Origin of the sequence: Fulvivirga aurantia, from assembly GCF_009711475.1 — a bacterium.
Taxonomy (GTDB): domain Bacteria; phylum Bacteroidota; class Bacteroidia; order Cytophagales; family Cyclobacteriaceae; genus Fulvivirga; species Fulvivirga aurantia.
Window position 1 is genome coordinate 1 of the sequence record NZ_SMMD01000921.1, and the last position, 18,104, is coordinate 18,104.

At 39.1% G+C, this 18,104-nt stretch carries 19 protein-coding genes; 9 read left to right on the plus strand and 10 right to left on the minus strand.

What is annotated here, in order from left to right; all coding sequences use genetic code 11:
- From E1176_RS17135 to E1176_RS17145, 3 genes are all read right to left on the minus strand, one after another.
- A partial coding sequence (locus E1176_RS17135) for a hypothetical protein (RefSeq protein WP_155212271.1) occupies positions 1 to 198 on the minus strand: 198 nt, incomplete at its 3' end.
- Positions 188 to 724, minus strand: a complete 537-nt coding sequence (locus E1176_RS17140; RefSeq protein ID WP_155212272.1) for an acyl-CoA thioesterase — start codon at positions 722 to 724, stop codon at positions 188 to 190. The genes E1176_RS17140 and E1176_RS17135, both read right to left, overlap by 11 nt.
- A gap of 79 nt (positions 725 to 803) precedes the next feature.
- Complete coding sequence (locus E1176_RS17145) at positions 804 to 1,454, minus strand: protein-L-isoaspartate(D-aspartate) O-methyltransferase (RefSeq protein WP_155212273.1); 651 nt, start codon at positions 1,452 to 1,454, stop codon at positions 804 to 806.
- Between the two features lie 112 nt (positions 1,455 to 1,566).
- Between E1176_RS17145 and E1176_RS17150 the strand changes: the two genes are divergently transcribed.
- Complete coding sequence (locus E1176_RS17150; protein ID WP_155212274.1) at positions 1,567 to 1,833, plus strand: hypothetical protein; 267 nt, start codon at positions 1,567 to 1,569, stop codon at positions 1,831 to 1,833.
- An 8-nt stretch (positions 1,834 to 1,841) separates the two neighbouring features.
- A complete protein-coding gene (locus E1176_RS17155; RefSeq protein ID WP_155212275.1) occupies positions 1,842 to 2,636 on the plus strand; it encodes an XRE family transcriptional regulator in 795 nt (264 codons plus the stop codon).
- Here the strand turns inward: E1176_RS17155 and E1176_RS17160 are convergent.
- From E1176_RS17160 to E1176_RS17175, 4 genes are read right to left on the minus strand one after another with little or no spacing between them, the layout of a single operon-like run.
- On the minus strand, positions 2,633 to 3,706 hold the full coding sequence (locus tag E1176_RS17160; RefSeq protein WP_155212276.1) for an AMP-binding protein: 1,074 nt from the start codon (positions 3,704 to 3,706) through the stop codon (positions 2,633 to 2,635). The two genes, E1176_RS17155 and E1176_RS17160, sit on opposite strands and share 4 nt — an antisense overlap.
- A gap of 1 nt (position 3,707) precedes the next feature.
- The gene (menD, locus tag E1176_RS17165) at positions 3,708 to 5,471 is read right to left on the minus strand and encodes a 2-succinyl-5-enolpyruvyl-6-hydroxy-3-cyclohexene-1-carboxylic-acid synthase (RefSeq protein ID WP_343030557.1); all 1,764 of its coding nucleotides are present in this window, start codon (positions 5,469 to 5,471) and stop codon (positions 3,708 to 3,710) included.
- Positions 5,417 to 6,610, minus strand: a complete 1,194-nt coding sequence (locus E1176_RS17170) for a chorismate-binding protein (protein WP_155212277.1) — start codon at positions 6,608 to 6,610, stop codon at positions 5,417 to 5,419. Before E1176_RS17170 ends, menD begins: the two co-directional genes overlap by 55 nt.
- A complete protein-coding gene (locus E1176_RS17175) occupies positions 6,607 to 7,026 on the minus strand; it encodes a hotdog fold thioesterase (protein ID WP_155212278.1) in 420 nt (139 codons plus the stop codon). The genes E1176_RS17170 and E1176_RS17175 overlap by 4 nt, the downstream gene beginning before the upstream one ends.
- A gap of 47 nt (positions 7,027 to 7,073) precedes the next feature.
- On the opposite strand from E1176_RS17175, the gene E1176_RS17180 reads away from it, so the two are divergent.
- The 6 genes from E1176_RS17180 to cutA all read left to right on the plus strand — a co-directional run bounded on the left by E1176_RS17180 (position 7,074) and on the right by cutA (position 13,734).
- Complete coding sequence (locus E1176_RS17180; protein WP_155212279.1) at positions 7,074 to 7,697, plus strand: histidine phosphatase family protein; 624 nt, start codon at positions 7,074 to 7,076, stop codon at positions 7,695 to 7,697.
- A gap of 85 nt (positions 7,698 to 7,782) precedes the next feature.
- On the plus strand, positions 7,783 to 8,478 hold the full coding sequence (locus E1176_RS17185) for a TetR/AcrR family transcriptional regulator (protein ID WP_246206118.1): 696 nt from the start codon (positions 7,783 to 7,785) through the stop codon (positions 8,476 to 8,478).
- A complete protein-coding gene (locus E1176_RS17190; RefSeq protein ID WP_155212280.1) occupies positions 8,471 to 10,642 on the plus strand; it encodes a peptidase domain-containing ABC transporter in 2,172 nt (723 codons plus the stop codon). Before E1176_RS17185 ends, E1176_RS17190 begins: the two co-directional genes overlap by 8 nt.
- A 1-nt stretch (position 10,643) precedes the next feature.
- A complete protein-coding gene (locus tag E1176_RS17195) occupies positions 10,644 to 11,990 on the plus strand; it encodes an HlyD family secretion protein (RefSeq protein WP_155212281.1) in 1,347 nt (448 codons plus the stop codon).
- Positions 11,987 to 13,408 carry a TolC family protein gene (locus tag E1176_RS17200; protein ID WP_155212282.1) on the plus strand — a complete coding sequence of 474 codons (1,422 nt, stop codon included), beginning with the start codon at positions 11,987 to 11,989 and terminating at the stop codon, positions 13,406 to 13,408. The genes E1176_RS17195 and E1176_RS17200 overlap by 4 nt, the downstream gene beginning before the upstream one ends.
- Positions 13,409 to 13,419: 11 nt before the next feature.
- The gene (gene cutA / locus E1176_RS17205) at positions 13,420 to 13,734 is read left to right on the plus strand and encodes a divalent cation tolerance protein CutA (RefSeq protein WP_155212283.1); all 315 of its coding nucleotides are present in this window, start codon (positions 13,420 to 13,422) and stop codon (positions 13,732 to 13,734) included.
- Here the strand turns inward: cutA and E1176_RS17210 are convergent.
- The 3 genes from E1176_RS17210 to E1176_RS17220 are packed head-to-tail and all read right to left on the minus strand — an operon-like array spanning position 13,731 to position 17,105.
- A complete protein-coding gene (locus E1176_RS17210; protein WP_185152866.1) occupies positions 13,731 to 15,197 on the minus strand; it encodes a tetratricopeptide repeat protein in 1,467 nt (488 codons plus the stop codon). The two genes, cutA and E1176_RS17210, sit on opposite strands and share 4 nt — an antisense overlap.
- 10 nt (positions 15,198 to 15,207) lie before the next feature.
- On the minus strand, positions 15,208 to 16,002 hold the full coding sequence (locus tag E1176_RS17215; protein ID WP_155212285.1) for a zinc ribbon domain-containing protein: 795 nt from the start codon (positions 16,000 to 16,002) through the stop codon (positions 15,208 to 15,210).
- Between the two features lie 5 nt (positions 16,003 to 16,007).
- Positions 16,008 to 17,105 (minus strand): Nif3-like dinuclear metal center hexameric protein, encoded by a 1,098-nt coding sequence (locus tag E1176_RS17220; protein WP_155212286.1) that lies wholly within the window; start codon positions 17,103 to 17,105, stop codon positions 16,008 to 16,010.
- 59 nt (positions 17,106 to 17,164) lie between these two features.
- Between E1176_RS17220 and lpxK the strand changes: the two genes are divergently transcribed.
- Positions 17,165 to 18,104 (plus strand): tetraacyldisaccharide 4'-kinase (gene lpxK / locus E1176_RS17225; RefSeq protein WP_155212287.1); only part of this gene is annotated, 940 nt, incomplete at its 3' end.

The window sequence follows — 18,104 nt, forward strand, 5'->3', positions numbered from 1 at the left end:
AAATAATATTAATACCGGACTGCTGGCATTACCAATAAATGAGAGAGGTTGCGGCTGCGGTTTTACTTCTGCCGGAGCAATTTCTTGTTCTTCCTTCTTTGGGGTCGATTTTTCCTGTTGAGGCACAGATAGGTCTGGCTCATTTAAAACAAATATCTCCTCATTGATGAGGTATTTAAGATGGCTATTATTTTCCATTTTGTTGCTCCAGGTTAAAAATGGATTTAAGTTCTGTCGCATCGTCTGGTTTCATTCTACCAGCTAATACTAAACGTAATTGACGTCTTCTTAAAGCTCCATCGTAGAGTGCCTTTTCATCTTCGGTTTCAGGTACGGCTGCAGGTACGTCAATGGGTCTACCAGACTGATCCACAGCCACAAACGTAAAGAAAGCACTATTGCTCGCAAATTTTTTACCGCTTGGTATGTCTTCGGCATCAACTTCAATGTGTACTTCCATAGAGGAACTAAAGGCTCGTGTCACTTTTGCCTTAAGTGTAACCACGTTGCCTAATTGTATAGGTTTGCCAAATGAAACGTTATCTACTGAGGCTGTCACTACGATTCTGTTGGAGTGCTTCTGAGCAGCAATGGCAGATACAATATCCATCCAATGCATGAGTCTGCCACCCATCAAATTATTAAGTGTGTTGGTATCGTTAGGTAGTACCAGCTCGGTCATAGTTACATATGACTCTCTGGCAAATTTTTTCTTTTTAGCCATTATTCAGAGATTAGAAGTTTGAGTTTTGATGTTGGAATTAGCTATTTCAATTAGCAATGTGCAATTATCAATGAACAATCTATTTCTTCCAGCCTTGTTCGCCAAGCAAAGGTACAAAGCTGAAATAATCGAATGATTCTTTTTTAATCTTTTTCTCACCCTGTTTGGTGATGCGTAGCATTTTTTGTGATTCGCTATCGCCCACAGGTATAATAAGAACACCGCCTATTTTTAGTTGTTCAATAAGACTTTTTGGTACAGAAGGAGCACCTGCTGTTACTATGATTTTATCGAATGGCGCTTTTGCAGGTAAACCTTTAGATCCATCACCCTGAAAGAAGTATGGTTTATAACCCATTTTGGGTAGAAATTTGCGCGTGCGCTCATAAAGGTTTTCGTTGTATTCTATAGTATACACTTTCGCACCAAGCTCTAATAAAATACAAGCCTGATAGCCAGAGCCTGTGCCAACTTCAAGCACCTTGTCATTTGGTTTTACTTCTAATTTCTCAGATTGAAAAGCCACAGTAAATGGCTGTGATATGGTTTGCCCTTCCCCAATAGGGAATGCCTTATCCTGATAGGCGTGTGCAATTAGCGCATTGTCAAAAAAGAAATGTCTGGGTACTCTTCCTATAGCTTCTATTACGCGTTCATCTGTGATCCCCTTGCTTCTGATTATTTTTACAAGGGATTTTCTCATACCTCGATGCTTGTAGCTGTCTTCCATGGGGCGAAAATAGGAAAAGTACTGACAAATTTAAATACTAAAAAAATTAGTAAATAAATTTGATCATCTCAATAAATTCAATAATTTGCCATCAAATACTAAAATAGTTAGCATGAGAAGCGATTATAAACTAAAATTACTGAGTAAAAAACTGAAGTCAGGTAAGTGTCAGATAAAGTTTTACGTCTCGTCTGATACTAGAAAAAGTATGTATGGCTATTTATTGACCGAGTCTAACACAACCTTGCGAGAAGTGGTGGGTAGAATTGAGCATAAGGTAAAATCTCTTGAGTCAGCGGGTCAGTATTATCAATCGCATTTATATAACTTAGCAACACGCAATAGAAGTGCTGATCAGATTCTCATTTTTAATAATTAATACTCATTATGCCACTCATAAGTGACAATATAAAATATCTCAGAAAGAAGCTTGGCTTCACACAAGAGCAATTTGCAGAGCAGATCGGAATTAAGCGATCCTTGTTAGGAGCTTATGAGGAGGGGAGAGCAGACCCACGAATAAATAACCTCATCAAAATGGCAGAGCTTTGTGGTACTTCTGTTGATATCATTATAAGCAAAGATGTAAGTAAGCTTTCTGATAGCGAATTAAATACAGATAAGTATAAAAGAGGCAAAGAGATACTGGCTATTACGGTAGACGCCAACGACAAAGAGAATATTGAGCTAGTACCGCAAAAGGCTGCTGCCGGTTACACAACAGGGTTTGCTGACCCGGAATATATTAAAGAACTCCCTAAGTTTAGCTTGCCCATGCTGCCAACACACGGTACTTATCGTGCGTTTGAAATTACAGGAGACTCGATGCTCCCTATACTCCCGGGCACCATTATCATAGGTGAGTATGTAGAAGATGTGAGAGATATAAAAAATGGTAAGACTTACATTTTAGTGACTAAAAGTGATGGCATCGTTTACAAGAGAGTTTTTAACTACATCAATGATAACGGAAAGCTGTTTTTAGTATCTGACAATCGACAGTATACTCCCTACCAATTAGATGCTGAAGAGATATTGGAAGTATGGAGTAGCAAAGCCTATATAAGTGTCCAGTTTCCTGAGGCTGATGATAAATCAGATGTATCTACAGAGCAATTGGCTTCTATAGTGTTAGAGCTGCAACAGGAAATAGTAAAGCTAAAAGAAGATAAGAAGGGTTAATCGCTTAATTGGGCAATGGTGGCGTTTCGATCGATCTTACCGTTGGGAGTTCTCTTAAAGTGATCGACAAACAAGATATCTTTTGGAATCTCATACTTGTCAAGCACATTAGGAAGAAGTGTATTTAGTGTTGACTTCAATTTTTCATCGAGTTGACCTTCCAGAAATAGCGTTACTCTCTCTCCGAGCTTGTCGTCCTTTAGTCCGGCAATGAAAAATTGGTGGTTGAAACTGGTATCTAAAAATAGCTTTTCTAAGGTCGTTTCAATTTTTTCACTCTGTATCTTGATGCCACCAGAGTTGATGATGTTATCTATACGTCCGAGCCACTCAAACTGATTTTTATCTATCAGTCTTACCCGGTCATTGGTATATATTTTTTCAAAGTTAGTAACAGATCCAGATACAGTTAAGCATTGCCGATCGTCAACATCAATATCAATCTCATCAAAAGTTTTATAATAGTTGGACTGATCGGGGCCATTCAGTTTTTTCAACGCGATGTGGGATACAGTCTCAGTCATGCCGTATGTACTGTAACACTGAGACTCAATATGCTGTATTTTTTCATGCAATCTACTAGATACAGCTCCACCTCCTAAGATGATTTTAGAAATTTTATTTGCTGTGCCTATGGCATCATCACCCTCAAGAACAGAGAATAATTGCATAGGCGTAAATGAAGCAAAGTCTATCTTATGAGTGAGTTTATTGAGTGGATTAGCGGAAGGTTCTATCGCTACAATATTCATTTTGTTTAATAGAGACCTGACGATAAGCATTTTACCCCCAATATACTCCGGGCTAAGGCAAAGTAGGCTATTCTGACCTTCCTCTAATTTGAGTGCCTTGATGGTGAGCATTGCACTCGCAATCATTCTAGCTCTGGATATTTCGATGGTCTTAGGCTTGCCGGTGCTACCTGAAGTTTGTTGTTTGAATAGCATTTGACCTGACCTCCAGGCCTTAATGAAATTTAAAGTTTGTGACTCAAACTCACTCTTAGGGTTTACACTACTAACATCATCGATATTGTAGGTTCTGCCATTTAAATTTAGCCAGGGTTTCATGTTAATCGAGCAATCGGTAGGCTTCTTTAAAACTAGCAAGTATTTCTTTATTCTGCTGACTATCAGACTCAATTTCAAGTATTACAGGCCCAGAAGATTCGAAAAACTCTTTGATTTGATTTTTGAGTTTACTTCTCTTGTCGCAGTTTATATAATGTACCTTAAATTCTTCAGCGAGATGTTTGGCCGACAAGGTCTGACGTGTTTCAAAAAACTCTTCCAACTCGGGTTGGTCTGCAGGCCCTTGAATCATTCTAAAAATACCTCCAGCGTGATTGTTGAGCAAAACGATTTTTAAGTGCTTGAGGTCATAATTATGCCAAAATGCATTACGATCATAGAAAAAAGCCACGTCACCTGTTATCAAGATAGTGGTTTTTTGTGAAGCCATAGACGACCCAACGGCTGTACTCGTACAGCCATCAATACCACTGGTGCCTCTGTTAGAAAACACCTCAACTGACTGATTTGGATTCAGGCCGATAAAATTTGCATACCTCACAGCCATACTATTGGCTAAATGAACGTGAGCATCTGTTGTTTTTTCAAGTATTTCATTTACTATTTCAAATTCACCCAGGGACTCCTGTGGGAAGAAAGACTCTCTCACTCTTCTTACCTTGCGCTCTTCTATCACCCACAGATGATAGAAATTTTCCTGTTTTTGCGTGTTGAAATCTTCATTTGGAGGAGTTTCAACCAACTTAGAAAAGAATATTTCAGGGGTCGTATGTAGTACTTCAGTTAATGATTTAAACGTATCTGCAGCACTGCCCGCTGGCTGAATGTGCCAGTGTTCTACTGCCGGGTGATTTCTTAAAAATAGCTTCAGATTTTTACTTATGGTTGATTTACCAAATGTTACAATCAAATTTGGCTGTAAACTTTCTGCAAGCCCTTTTTTACCTTGTCCAAGAAATACATCAGAGTGAGCAATCACCTCATCTACCTGATGAAGATTGGAAAGAATATCGCCTATAATAGGGACTTTTTGTGTTGCTGAAAGCTGTTCTAAAATGCTAGCAAGCTTATCATCAAGCGATCCTTGCCCTCCAATTATGAGTTTTCTCTGCGTATTCTGCCACCTATCAATAAGGCTTTTCAATTCAGACTCAGGGAGGACTGGTCGTGAACCAGTTTGAGTTATTACTTTTACTGCCTTGTTATAAGAAGTGATTTGGTCCTTTTGCGGATAAAAGGGCTCCCTAAATGGTAAATTGATATGTACAGGCCCGGCTGGATATTCGAGGGAAGTATTTATTGCTTCAGATAACATCCGATAGCAATGCCATTCTGACTCCTCATTTTCTAGGTCTACAGGCAATTGGTAGCTCTCTTTTACGTGCTTGCCGTAAATATCACGTTGCCTGATTGTTTGTCCGTCATATTGATCGATCCATTCTGGAGGGCGGTCTGCGGTAAGCACGAGTAAAGGGATGTGCTGAAAGTAAGCCTCTGCAATAGCAGGTGCATAATTCAAAGCTGCTGACCCGCTGGTACACACGAGTGCGGTTGGTAATTTGGTTTGTTGAGACATACCCAACCCAATAAAGGCAGCAGATCTCTCATCGCTAATAGTTTTACATTCTATTTCGGGGTGTCTGGCAAAGGCCAGAGTGAGTGGTGCACAACGCGAACCGGGCGAAAGGATGACATCTTTAATCCCATGTCGATGACAAATCTCGGCTAGATTATAAATAGGTTGTATGTTCAAAGTTTTATAATGTTGAGGAGTGTATTCATCTTCATTTCTGTCTCCAGCCACTCTTTGTGCGGGTTTGAGTCTTCTGTAACTCCTGCACCAGCATAAAGTCTGCCTGTGCTTTCGTCAATTTCCATACACCTAAGGTTTACAAAAATAGAGGTGCCCTCATCATCATTAACAGGGCCTAGGTATCCGGCAAAAAACTTTCTGTCATAGTTTTCATGCTGTTTTAAAAATTGATAGGAGCTATCAAGCGGCATACCACATATTGCAGAAGTTGGGTGAAGCAAGTCTAGCATAACAGAACCCAGTTGAGGGAAATTTGTGGCTTGCATGTCAACTGTGAAAGCTGTTTTTAAATGAAGCAAATTGCCCGCAACTACAGTTTTTGGGCCATGCTCATCAAATTCTCTCAACCTGATCTTTTTGAAACTGTTTATGATATATCTACTTACAAAAGCTTGCTCTTCAATTTCCTTCTGCGTCCACGAAGTATCAGAGATTGGTTTTTGGGGGTCGTAAGCCTGAGTGCCTGCCAGAGCTACAGTAGTAAAAATGTTTCCTCTGGTTTGTATTAATATTTCTGGTGTGGCACCTATCCACAGATTGGTTTTTGATGAATACACCAGAGAGATGAAAGACTTTTTGTATTCGTTTTCCAGTTTGAGAAAATGGCTGGCCGGGCAGAAATCCTGGTTTAGCTGAATTTCTTTAAATCTACTGGGGACAACTTTCTGAAATTTGCCATCCTGTATAGCAGAAACTGCCTTGGCAACAAGACTCTCATATGGTCCGCTTGCTGTATCAATTACTTCAAACTGGCTTTGGGTCGACTCAGAGTTTGATTGCTGGTGGCAATGTTTAAGATGCTTCTCAAACTTATCTAAGAGCTCAGTTTTTTTTGAATTCGTTACTCTTGCTTCTGTAAGGTTTATTTTTAGAGAGGCCTTTAAGTAGACTTTTTTCTTTTCCTTTTCAAATGGAGAAAATATAAATCCCTCAGGTTGCTCTTCAATAGGTACCTCATCAAATGTCTGGTTTTCTGAATCATCTATTAAGATGTGTATATCAGAAGAGTCGGGTAATCTCCAGGCAGCAAGGCCAAAGTTAAAGGTCTTACAAAAATCCAGGGCGCCTTGTAAAATCTGAGTTTGTGTAAGATGACTTACGATATCTTTCTGTGCTGCAGTACCTATCATACTTTATCAATTACTGCCATCGTTATGCGACTAACGCAGACGAGTTGATCTTGTTCGTTTGTAATTTTGATTTCCCACACCTGGGTAGAACGGCCTACATGCAATGGAGTGGTTTTTCCAAAAACATAACCACTTTTAACAGATTTGAGGTGATTGGCGTTAATTTCCAGGCCAACGCAATATTTTTTCTGGTCGATTACGGTACAATGAGCGGCAACGCTGCCTAGAGTTTCTGCCATTACCACGCTGGCACCTCCGTGCAAAAGACCGTAAGGCTGATGGTGTCTGTGATCTACTGGCATTTTAGCAGTGATGAAATTTTTCCCAATATCGGTAAAAGTAAGGTCCAAATGCTCCATCATTGTGCCTTTATTCATCTTATTGAGATCTTCGACAGTAATCTTAGGATTGATCATGCTAGTTGGTAAAAAAAGTTAATTTTGCATGCCAAAAATACGACAAATTGAAAACCAAAAAAATATATTTAGTTCGCCACGGACAAACCGACTATAACCGAAAAAAAATCGTTCAAGGTAGTGGAATAGATGCTTCTCTCAATGATTTTGGGGTAAAACAAGCACAATCTTTTTATGCTCACTACAAAGACGTGCCTTTCGATAAGGTATATACCAGTGCATTAAAAAGGAGTATCCAATCTATGCAGCAGTTTATAGATAAGGGGGTGCCACACCAGGTAGTGCCAGAGCTAAATGAAATTAATTGGGGTACCCGTGAGGGTATGGCAATCACACCTGAAGAGGATGCGTATTATCATGATGTCATAAAACAATGGCAGGAAGGCAACACCACGCTCAAAATTGAGGGAGGTGAGAGTCCGCAGGATGTTTTTGAAAGACAAACCAAAGCCATTGAAATTATTTTGGCTAACAATACAGAAGAAACCGTATTGGTGTGTATGCACGGTAGAGCCATGAGAGTATTGCTATGCCAGCTATTAAACTATCCGCTTAAATGTATGGACATGTTTGAGCATTCTAACTTGTGCCTTTACAAGCTCAATTACACAGGAAGCATGTTTAATGTAGAGCTGTTTAATCACACCGCTCACCTCAACGGTCAGGTGTAGACCAATAAAATTTTTAACTTTTTTTGCCGTAACCAAAACAATAATAGTAACGTACTGTTACGTGATAGTAATACTATTAAACTACATGGCAAGACTACAATTATTGATGAATGCTAGATTATTTCTACGTGATCCTCAGGAAACTGAGCTAGGTAGAAAGATAGTGCGAGAGAGCATCAAAATGATTGATCGGTTGGGTATAGAAGAATTTACCTTTAAGAAATTAGCAAAGGAAATAGAATCTACGGAGGCATCGATCTATAGATATTTTGAGAATAAGCACAAGTTGTTGATCTACCTTATTTCCTGGTATTGGAATTGGCTTGAGTATCGTATCGACTTCAGCACGCACAACTTAGCTGATCCCGAAGAAAAACTAAAAATTGCCATTGGCATTGTGGCAGGTAAGAAAACCAGTGATAACCTTTTTCCGGATATTGACGAGATTGCTCTAAATAGAATCGTAATTGCAGAATCTGACAAGACTTATCATACCAAACAAGTCGATGAAGATAATAGTGAGGGCCTTTTCAGAGGATTTAAAGCATTATGTAAAAAGATTGCAGGATTTGTGAAAGAAATAGACAGCTCCTATGAATACCCTCACGCACTCGTGAGTACCATGCTAGAGGCAGCTCATCAGCAAATTTTCTTTGCACAGCATCTTCCTTCACTTACAGAACTAAAAAAATCAAGAGAAGATACCTACGACCAGAATGTAAAGTTTTTGACACATATGGTCATAGGTGTTTTAAATAATAATAGCAAAGCACATGCGTAGTAACCAAATTTTATCGATACTAAGAGAGTCTGGTGCATTATTAAAACAAGATGTCACTACGTCTGAGCTCACCGTGCTCAATGCGCAAAATCGCTACTACAATGACGATGAGGTGCCAGCCTTTATGACCGACCTCACCGAGGCGGGCAATAAGGTAAATCTTATCTTCCTAGACAATACACTAGCCAAAGATCGATTTCAAGATTTTTTAGATGATGTTTATATACCTATTGTGGCTTTTGAAAAAGCCCAGGGTGGACTTACTCCAATCATTATCTATAAAAAGAAAAGTAAGATAAGGGTACTGAAATTTGATGCCGATTCTCCTGAAATTATTAACGAAGAAATTAGCCTTGAAAATCTGCCAAGTCTTCATACCAACAAAGATGGAAAGGTTGTCTTTATGGGAGTGTTTGGCTATAAAAGCCTTGTAAGTAATGACCCGGAGGACAAAGACAGAAATCTATCACCAGTGCAGCGGCTGATTCGCTTATTATCTGAAGAAAAAAGAGACATAGGTTATATTTATCTCTACGCCACAATAATCGGTTTTATCAGCCTTACATTGCCTTTAGGTATCCAGGCTACAGTATCATTGATCTCCGGGGGCGTGTTTTTCAGCTCCGTTTATATTCTAATTGCCTTCGTGATTTTAGGTGTCCTGGCGGCCGGTGGGTTACAGGTGCTACAAGTCACACTTGTGGAGTATTTGCAAAGAAGGATTTTTACCAAAGCGGCTTTTGAATTTGCTTTTAGAGTACCACGTATAAAAGTTGAGGCACTGCAAGAGTATCATGCACCCGAGCTGATGAACCGGTTTTTTGATGTATTAACATTACAGAAAGGCCTTCCCAAATTGTTGATAGACCTTTCTTCGGCAGTTATACAAATATTATTCGGCCTCATACTGCTCTCATTTTACCACCCGTTTTTTGTCTTTTTTGGGTTGTTGCTGGTCGGTATTTTGGCTGTCATATTTTATCAGACCGGCCCCAAAGGACTTAGTTCTTCGATCAAGGAGTCTAAATTTAAATATCGGGTGGTATACTGGCTAGAGGAGGTTGCCCGCACAATTAATTCGTTTAAGCTGTCTGGTAATACCAACCTGCCTTTGAGAAAGACTGACTTTAATGTCAATAACTACTTGAAAAATAGAAAAGTACATTTTGGTGTACTCATCAATCAGTATATCTATGTCATTCTTTTTAAGGCTTTCGTTACGGGTGGTTTGCTCATCATGGGTACAGTGCTGGTAGTTCAAAGAGAGATTACACTTGGTCAGTTTGTGGCTTCAGAAGTGATTATCATTCTCACCATTACTTCCGTTGAGAAAATAATTACTTACATGGATGTGGTCTATGACATGCTTACAGCTGTAGATAAAATCAGTAACGTAACTGATTTGCCGCTTGAGAAGAGTGGGGGAATCGAAATTAAAGACGGTAAAGAGGGTTTTGCCATTAGAACTAAAAACCTGTACTACAAATTTCCAAACGAAAATAAGTATACACTCAAAGACATAAACGTTCACATTAAATCTGGGCAGAAAGTATGTATTAGCGGTCATGGTGGAAGTGGAAAGAGCGTACTTCTCAATACCTTATCCGGCCTGAATGTCAATTATGAAGGAGTGATAACACTCGATGCCTATTCATTGAAGGATCTTGATTTGAATAAACTTAGGGATAAGATTGGAAAAAACGTATCTCAGCAAGATATCTTCGAAGGTACTATTATGGAAAATATTCTTGTGGGTAAGCCCTATGCAGAACCAAAAGATGCGGTTGAGGCTATTAATATGCTTAGAATAGATGACGAAATCAATGCTATGCCTCAGGGCATCAATACACCAATTGTAAGCTCTGGTAAGGGATTATCTAACTCCCTGATCAATAAAATTATTTTAGCACGATGTTTAGCCAAAAAGCCACGAATGCTCATTCTCAATGATTTCTTTGAAAACTTCATCAAAACAGAACGGTGTGAGCTTATTGAAATACTTACACAAAAAGAGCACCAGTGGACGGTAGTAATAGTTTCTAATGACAGTACGGTGATGAAAGCTTGTGATGAGGTGCTGCTTATGAAGGACGGCACAGTTTATAAAACAGGAAGTTATGATGAACTATTGAGTCAGGGGGAGCTTACAGATTTATCTATTTAAGATGGAAAATTTTAAAGATCAGTTAGAAGAAGATCAGTTATACACACTGAAGAGCCTTAAAACACCTTCGGCAAGTAAAGTGCTTGCGCGGTCTTTGATGACCATGGGTGCTGTATTTATATTAGCTTCCTTTTTGCCGTGGCAGCAAAACATACGTGGTACGGGTAAGCTTACGGCTTTCTCACCTAAAAACAGACCACAATCTGTAGAGACGGCTATTGCAGGTAGAATAAGTAAATGGTATGCTACAGAGGGGCAATTGATAAATGAGGGAGACACCATTTTGGCATTGACTGAAATCAAAGACAAATATTTTGACCCTAATTTACTGTTGAGATTACAGGAACAAATTAATGCTAAAGAAAATAGCATTCAATCGAAACAGGCAAAAGCACAGGCACTTAGAGAGCAAATCAAGGCTTTAAATTCTGCGATGTCGGTAAAGCTTGCTCAAGCAAGAAACAAGCTTTCGCAGGCAGAATATAAGTTGGTGAGCGACAGTGTAGACTATGAGTCTGAAAAGGTGCGGTTTAATAACTTCGAAAATCAATACGATCGTAATAAGAAGCTGTTTGAGGCAGGTAACATTGCATTAACCAAGTTTCAGGACATAGAATCTAAATATCAGGAAGCCAGAATGAAGGTTGTTTCTGCTGAAAACAAACTCTTGCAAAGTAGGGCAGCACTGGTAAATGCCAGGGTAGATATCTCAGGCACTGAAGCTGAGTATCAAGACAAAATCAACAAAGCAGAGTCTAACCTCAACGCAACGCTTTCTGAACTGTATGACGCAGAAGCTTCTTTGAGTAAACTGCGCAATGAGTTTGCCAATATGGAGATTAGAAATAATCAATACCAGATTATCGCACCACAAACTGGTTATCTGGTCAAAGCCATTAAGGCTGGTATTGGAGAGACGATAAAAGAAGGGGAGGCTGTGGCTTCAATCATGCCTGAAAATCCGGATAAAGCTGTGGAATTGTATGTAAATGCCATGGATGTACCCCTGATTACACCCGGGCGAGAAGTTAGGCTGGAGTTTGATGGATGGCCTGCCTTGCAATTTTCAGGGTGGCCAAGTGTGTCTGTAGGTACTTTTGCAGGTCGTGTAAAAGTGATAGATAGAGTAGATAGCAAGAACGGTAAGTTTAGGATGTTGGTGGTGCCCGATGAAAGCGAGGAACCATGGCCGGATCAGCTCCGATTAGGTTCTGGCGCCAAAGGATGGGTAATGCTCGATAGTGTGCCGCTGTGGTATGAGATATGGCGACAGCTCAATGGCTTCCCGCCAAGTCTTTATGAGGAGCCTGAAGCTGAGGAAGAGGAAGAAAAAGCTAAGGAAAAATGAAAAAGCTAATCTTGATCATTAGTATCAGCTTTATGTCAACAGTGCTTGTTGCTCAAGAAAGAGATAGTACTGTGCTCACTTTTGATGAGTTCTATGCTCTTGTGCTGAAAAATCATCCGCTGGCACGACAGGCTAATTTACTCACAGAACAGGGTGCTGCTCAGGTAAGACTTGCCAGGGGTAATTTCGATCCTAAGCTGGGTTTTAGCTGGCAACGCAAAGATTTTGATGACAAGGAGTATTATAACAAGCTAGAGGCTACACTCAAAGTGCCCACATGGCTGGGGCTTACGCCAGAGGTGGGTGTAAATCAAAATGAGGGACAGTTTTTAAATCCGGAAAACTTTATTTCGGAGTCGACAGAAAACAGACAGGTTTTTGGTGGAGTATCAGTGACTTTAGGTAGAGGATTGTTTATCGATGAACGCAGAGCAGCCTTACAACAAGCAAAGTTGTTTGAAGAAATGGCAGAGGCAGAAAAAGTTAAAGCCTTAAATAAATTACTGCTCAGTGCTGCCAAAGACTATTGGGAGTGGTATTACGCTTATTATAATAACGAAATGGTATTGTCTGGTATCGCGCTGGCTCAGGACATATTTAATCGTACAAAACTTGGGTTTAAATATGGAGAAGTGGCTGTAATAGATACCGTACAGGCCAAAACCAATCTTTTGAGCAGAAAAACAGAGCTTTTGGAGTCAGAAATAGCCTTAAACAGGGCTCGCCTGATCCTTTCTAACTACATATGGAGTGAAGAGGGGCAGCCAAGGGAGATTCCGGAAGTTTACATTCCACAGCAACCAAGTGTAGATGCGCTTGATAGTGATGGTTTTATCTTTTTGGTTAATAGTGCCCGAGAAAATCACCCCGAATTGCAAAAGATTAGATTGAAACGGGAATCATTGGCTGTAGACAGACGCCTGGCGGTGGAAAATCTGAAGCCACAAATTGATTTGAAATACCATTTATTAGATCAGCCGTGGTCTTTTGGTGGGGAGGAAACCAGATTTAATTTGGACGAAAACTACCGATTTGGATTAGATTTTTCTTTTCCGCTTTTCTTAAGAAAAGAAAGGGCAAAAATCAGGCAAACTGATTTAAAAGTCCAGGAAAATAGCTTGCAGGAAGATTACACAGAGCGCTCTATCGTCAACGAAGTAAACGCGAGGTACTTTCAATTGCTCAATACGGCTCAGATTATATCGCAAAGGGCGCAAATGGTTGATAACTATGAACGACTTGTGGCAGCTGAACGCCTAAACCTAACGAATGGAGAAAGTGATTTATTTAAGTTAAATAGTCAGCTAGATAAGCTATTAGAAAGCAGGTCTAAACTCATAAAAGAAAATGCCAATTACAAAAAAATGCTGGCAGAGCTCTATTGGTGGGCTGGTATAGAAAACTTAAGTCTAAACTAAATTTTACTATTATGATCGCGATTTTGTATAAGACAGAAAACAGAAAGAATGCGTCTGAATTGGCCAATAGCCTATTAAAAGCACGCCTTAGCAATAGTATCGATCAATTACCAACTGTAAAATCTTTTAGTTTCAACAACGGACAAATAGAAGAGCATGAAGAAGTGCTTCTCATCATTAAAACCAAAGCCTTACTTTATAGTCAGGTAGAAAACAAAATCAAAGAGATCACCAAATCCGATAATCCGAAGATGTACTCGTTGCCGATGACACAAATAGACGAAAGGTATAGAGATCTCTTGCGGACCGGTGTGATAGAGGTTTAAGAGTTACTTTTGAGTGATTTAAGCGCGGTTTTGGCTTTATTGCTTATGCTATTTTTGTATTCGTAATTGCTATAAGTCAAAACTCTTTTAAAGTAATAGTGGGCTTTATCGTTTTGATTCAACTCTTCAAATATATAACCGAGCTGTAAGCAACTGTTAGGTGCAAAATAGAAATTGCCTTTCTGCATACTAATTACTTGCATGTAGTGGTTAGTGGCTTTATCAATTTGGTTTGTTTTGTGATAATAGCGGGCTTTTCGGTAAGTATATTCCAAGCGATGATCCGTTGATTCAAAGTCAGTATGATCATATTCGTTAATCAAAGATTTCGCTTTGCTGTAAAGGCCACCGTCAGTATACAGCCTTAATTGCATGATGGCCTTATTTGGCATTTCATCCTGCTGAAGCATCTTATCAGCATGCTTGTCAACTTCAATGAGCTTTTGACCATAAGCCAGCGCTTTTGCTCTGTACTCCATGGCTTTTGTAATATCATCATTTAGCCAGTGAGCCAGGAATAACTTATAGTTAGCATCTTTTATGAAATTCTCACCTTTAAAAACGCTTAAAAATCTATTAAAAGCAGTTATTGATTTGTCATAATCACCAAGTTGTAGAAGCACTTCACCCATTTGATAATAAAGCATTGGATTTTCTGCAACAGTGATCTCGTTTAAAACTGATAGTGCCTTGTTGGCTTCGGCATTTTTAAGCAACACTGCTACGGTTAGATAGTCAATCAACTCATTTTCTGGTTGCTGTAAGTATTTATTGTACGCCTTTTCAGCCGCTTTATTAGATTCATTGAGTAAATAAGCCTGAACTGCAATCACCATAAGCTCAGCTTCTTCTGAAAAGATCGACTGAATTTCTGAAAAAGCCTGGAGTTCGTTAATTCCTTTCGTAATGTCACCTTCCATGCCCAAAAGATTAATTACCCATTGATATTGATCAGGCACAGCGCCAAGTAATACGTGTAGCAAGCCTATGGTTTTATTGTTTGGCTCAAAATCAGGATACATTACCAGGTTGTCTGTTATTGTTTTATAAGCCTGCCTAAGCTGCCATGCTGCTGATAGTTCGTTGCCAAGTTTAGCATCTATGAATGCGCCTCTTAACTTCATTTCGGCTATAAAATATAACTTCCATGGGGAGTCTGGAGCCTTTTCGATAATCTCGAAATATTTATCCTGGTTATTTATCAGTGTGTCGTAAGATTGACTTGACTCTGTAAGTAAGAATTCTACTGAAAATAGTAAATGGCTTAAGTATGCCTCGGAAGATGTGTTGACTGTCTTTAATTGTTTTTTAGCATTTTGCAGGCGAAGAGAAGATATGTCTCTATAGATTTCTTCTTCGGTGGAGTTGAAGATAGCCTGAGCTTCACAGTAAAGACCTATAAAGCAAAAAAGGTAAGTGAAAACACTTACCTTTTTTAATACACTATATTTAATAAAAGCCAAACTTATGTTTTTAGGCCTTTTTCTTTGCTGTAGTTTTCTTTCTTCTTGTAGCTCTTTTTGGCTTGTCATCCTGAAGAGACTCCATATCAACGTCAGCTAAGATTCTGCCAGAATGCTCGTCTATAACGATTTTCTTCTTTTCTCTGATCTCAGCAATTTTTTGTGGAGGAATTACAATGTTACATCCTTCTGCTGCGCCACGCTTAACAGTCACAACTGCAAGTCCGTTTGACAAGTTATCTCTAAGCTTTTGGTAATACTTCAACAGCTTGTCTTCAATCTTCTTAGAAGCTTTAGCTCTATCAGCCATTAACTTCTTTTCTTCCTCTTCGCTGTCTTTAAGGATTTCATCTAACTCCTCTTTCTTGCTGTTAAGATCTTCGTTTCTTTCGTTGATCAAAGTTTCTGTAGCAGCAATCTCTTCTTTCTTTCTATCGATTGCCTCGTGAGCTTCTTTAGTTTTCTTTTCAAGAATCTGAATTTCTAATTCCTGAAGCTCAACTTCTTTAGTTATAGCATCAAATTCTCTGTTATTTCTAACGTTGTTTTGCTGCTCATTATATTTTTTGATCAAAGCCTCAGCTTCTTTGATGCCGGCTTTGTTGCTTTTAATGCTATCTTCTAGCTGCTCAAGATCGTTGTTAAACCTGTTGAGTCTGGTTTTATAACCTTCAATTTCATCTTCAAGGTCTTGAACTTCGTCAGGTAAATCCCCTCTTAATTTTTTTAATTCGTCTAGTTTAGAATCAATGGACTGTAGTTTTACGAGTGCTTCGAGTTTTTGTGCTACGGTGTTATTTTCCATGTATATTATAAGTAACTAATTGGGTTTGTCACAATTTCTGATAAATTGGTTGCAAAGGTAGTAAATTTTTTAGTTAATATCTCATATAACAATTCTTTTGTAAATACCTCACTTTCATAGTGTCCGATGTCTGCAATCATGATTTTGTCTTCGGCATCGAAGAACTCATGATATTTGAAATCACCTGTGATAAATACATCTGCTTGTTGAGATATGGCTTTTTTCAGAAGAAAGCTTCCAGCGCCTCCACACCATGCAACACGTTTAATTTTTTTATTTGATGGAGCCGTATGCCTTATGCAGTTTAGCGCCATCCTATCTTTTAAATAGTTTAAAAACTCAAAAGGTTCCATGGGCTGATCAAGATCTCCATACATACCAGAGCCTACCTCCTGATTCTCATTTTGAAGTTGAGTGATATAGTAGGCCACCTCTTCATAGGGGTGTGCTTTTTTCAAAGTACCAATCACGCGATTTTCCAGGTGAGAAGGCATCATGACTTCAATTCTATCTTCAGTCACCTCTTCAGCTTCGCCTTGCTTGCCAATATGAGGATCAGCAGATTCGTTTGGTTTAAAAGTGCCCTTACCGGTAGTTGTAAAACTGCAGTTGCTGTAGTTGCCTATTTCGCCAGCCCCTGCTTTATAAATTGCATCGAGCACAGCTTCCTTATTTTCTTGAGGTATGAAAGCCACAAGCTTACTCAGGAGTTGCTTTTTAGGAGCAAGAATTTTCGGATTTGAGATACCAATTTTTTCACCAATTTTAGCATTTACCCCATGCAGCACATTGTCTAGATTGGTGTGAATGGCATAAATGGCAATATCATTTTTTATAGCCTTGATCACCGTCCGCTCTACGTAATCTTTTCCTGTGAAGGACTTAAGACCTTTGAATACAATGGGGTGATGCGCTACGATTACATTGCAGTCTTTTTCTATTGCCTCATCAACAATACTTTCTATGCAGTCGAGAGATACGAGTACCCCTTTAACTTCTGCATTGGCATCTCCGGTTATGAGCCCGGAGTTATCATAACTCTCCTGGTAAGAAGGTGGAGCAATGCTTGCTAAATAGCTTACTAAATCTTTTATTTTAGTCATAAATAGGCAATTTTGCAGACCATCAAAGTTATACAAATTATAACATCTCAAAAGCCAGCATGAAATTTTTAGGCATTGTTTTATATCCGTTTACATTGATCTACGACCTGGTCACCAGGTTTAGAAATTATCTTTACGATATCGATTACAAAAAGCAATTTGAATTCGATACTTGCGTAATTGCAGTGGGTAATTTGTCAGTAGGTGGTACGGGTAAAACACCCATGATCGAATACATTATCAGGCTGCTTAAAGATAAATACACAATTACTACACTAAGCCGTGGTTATGGTCGAAAGACAAAGGGGTTTAAAATGGCCAAAGTGAGTGATTCTCACCTTACTATAGGAGACGAACCAAAGCAGTTTTATGAAAAGTTTGGTGAGATTAGCGTAGCGGTCGGAGAGGAAAGAGCGGTGGCGATTCCGTTTATTTTAGCAGAAAACCCTGAGACTAATCTCATTTTACTAGATGATGCTTACCAGCACCGATCGGTCAAGCCGCAATTAAATATTTTACTCACTGATTTTAACAGACCGTTTTTTAACGATTATGTCTTACCCAGCGGAAGATTGCGTGAAGCGCGAAAGGGAGCAAATCGAGCAGATATAATCGTGGTTACTAAATGCGATGAGTCTTTAACAGACGATAAAAAAAATGAATACAGGACGGCTATCAGTAAGTACAGTGAAGCGCCTGTGTTTTTTACTACTGTTAAGTATCTCGACCCATTACCTGTCAATGAAAGTACTTCATTAAGTAACAATGTATTTCTCTTTACGGGTATTGCCAGGCACGAAAGTGTGAGTAGTCGCATAGGAAAAGCATATAATCTAGTAGGGGAAATGCGGTTTCCTGACCATCATAACTATACTGAAGCCGATATTGATAAGTTGGTAAATGAATTCGATAAAGTGAGTTTAAGTGACAAATGTTTACTGACCACTGAAAAGGATATGGTAAAGTTTTTATCGAGCCCTTTAAAGGAAAAAATAAGTG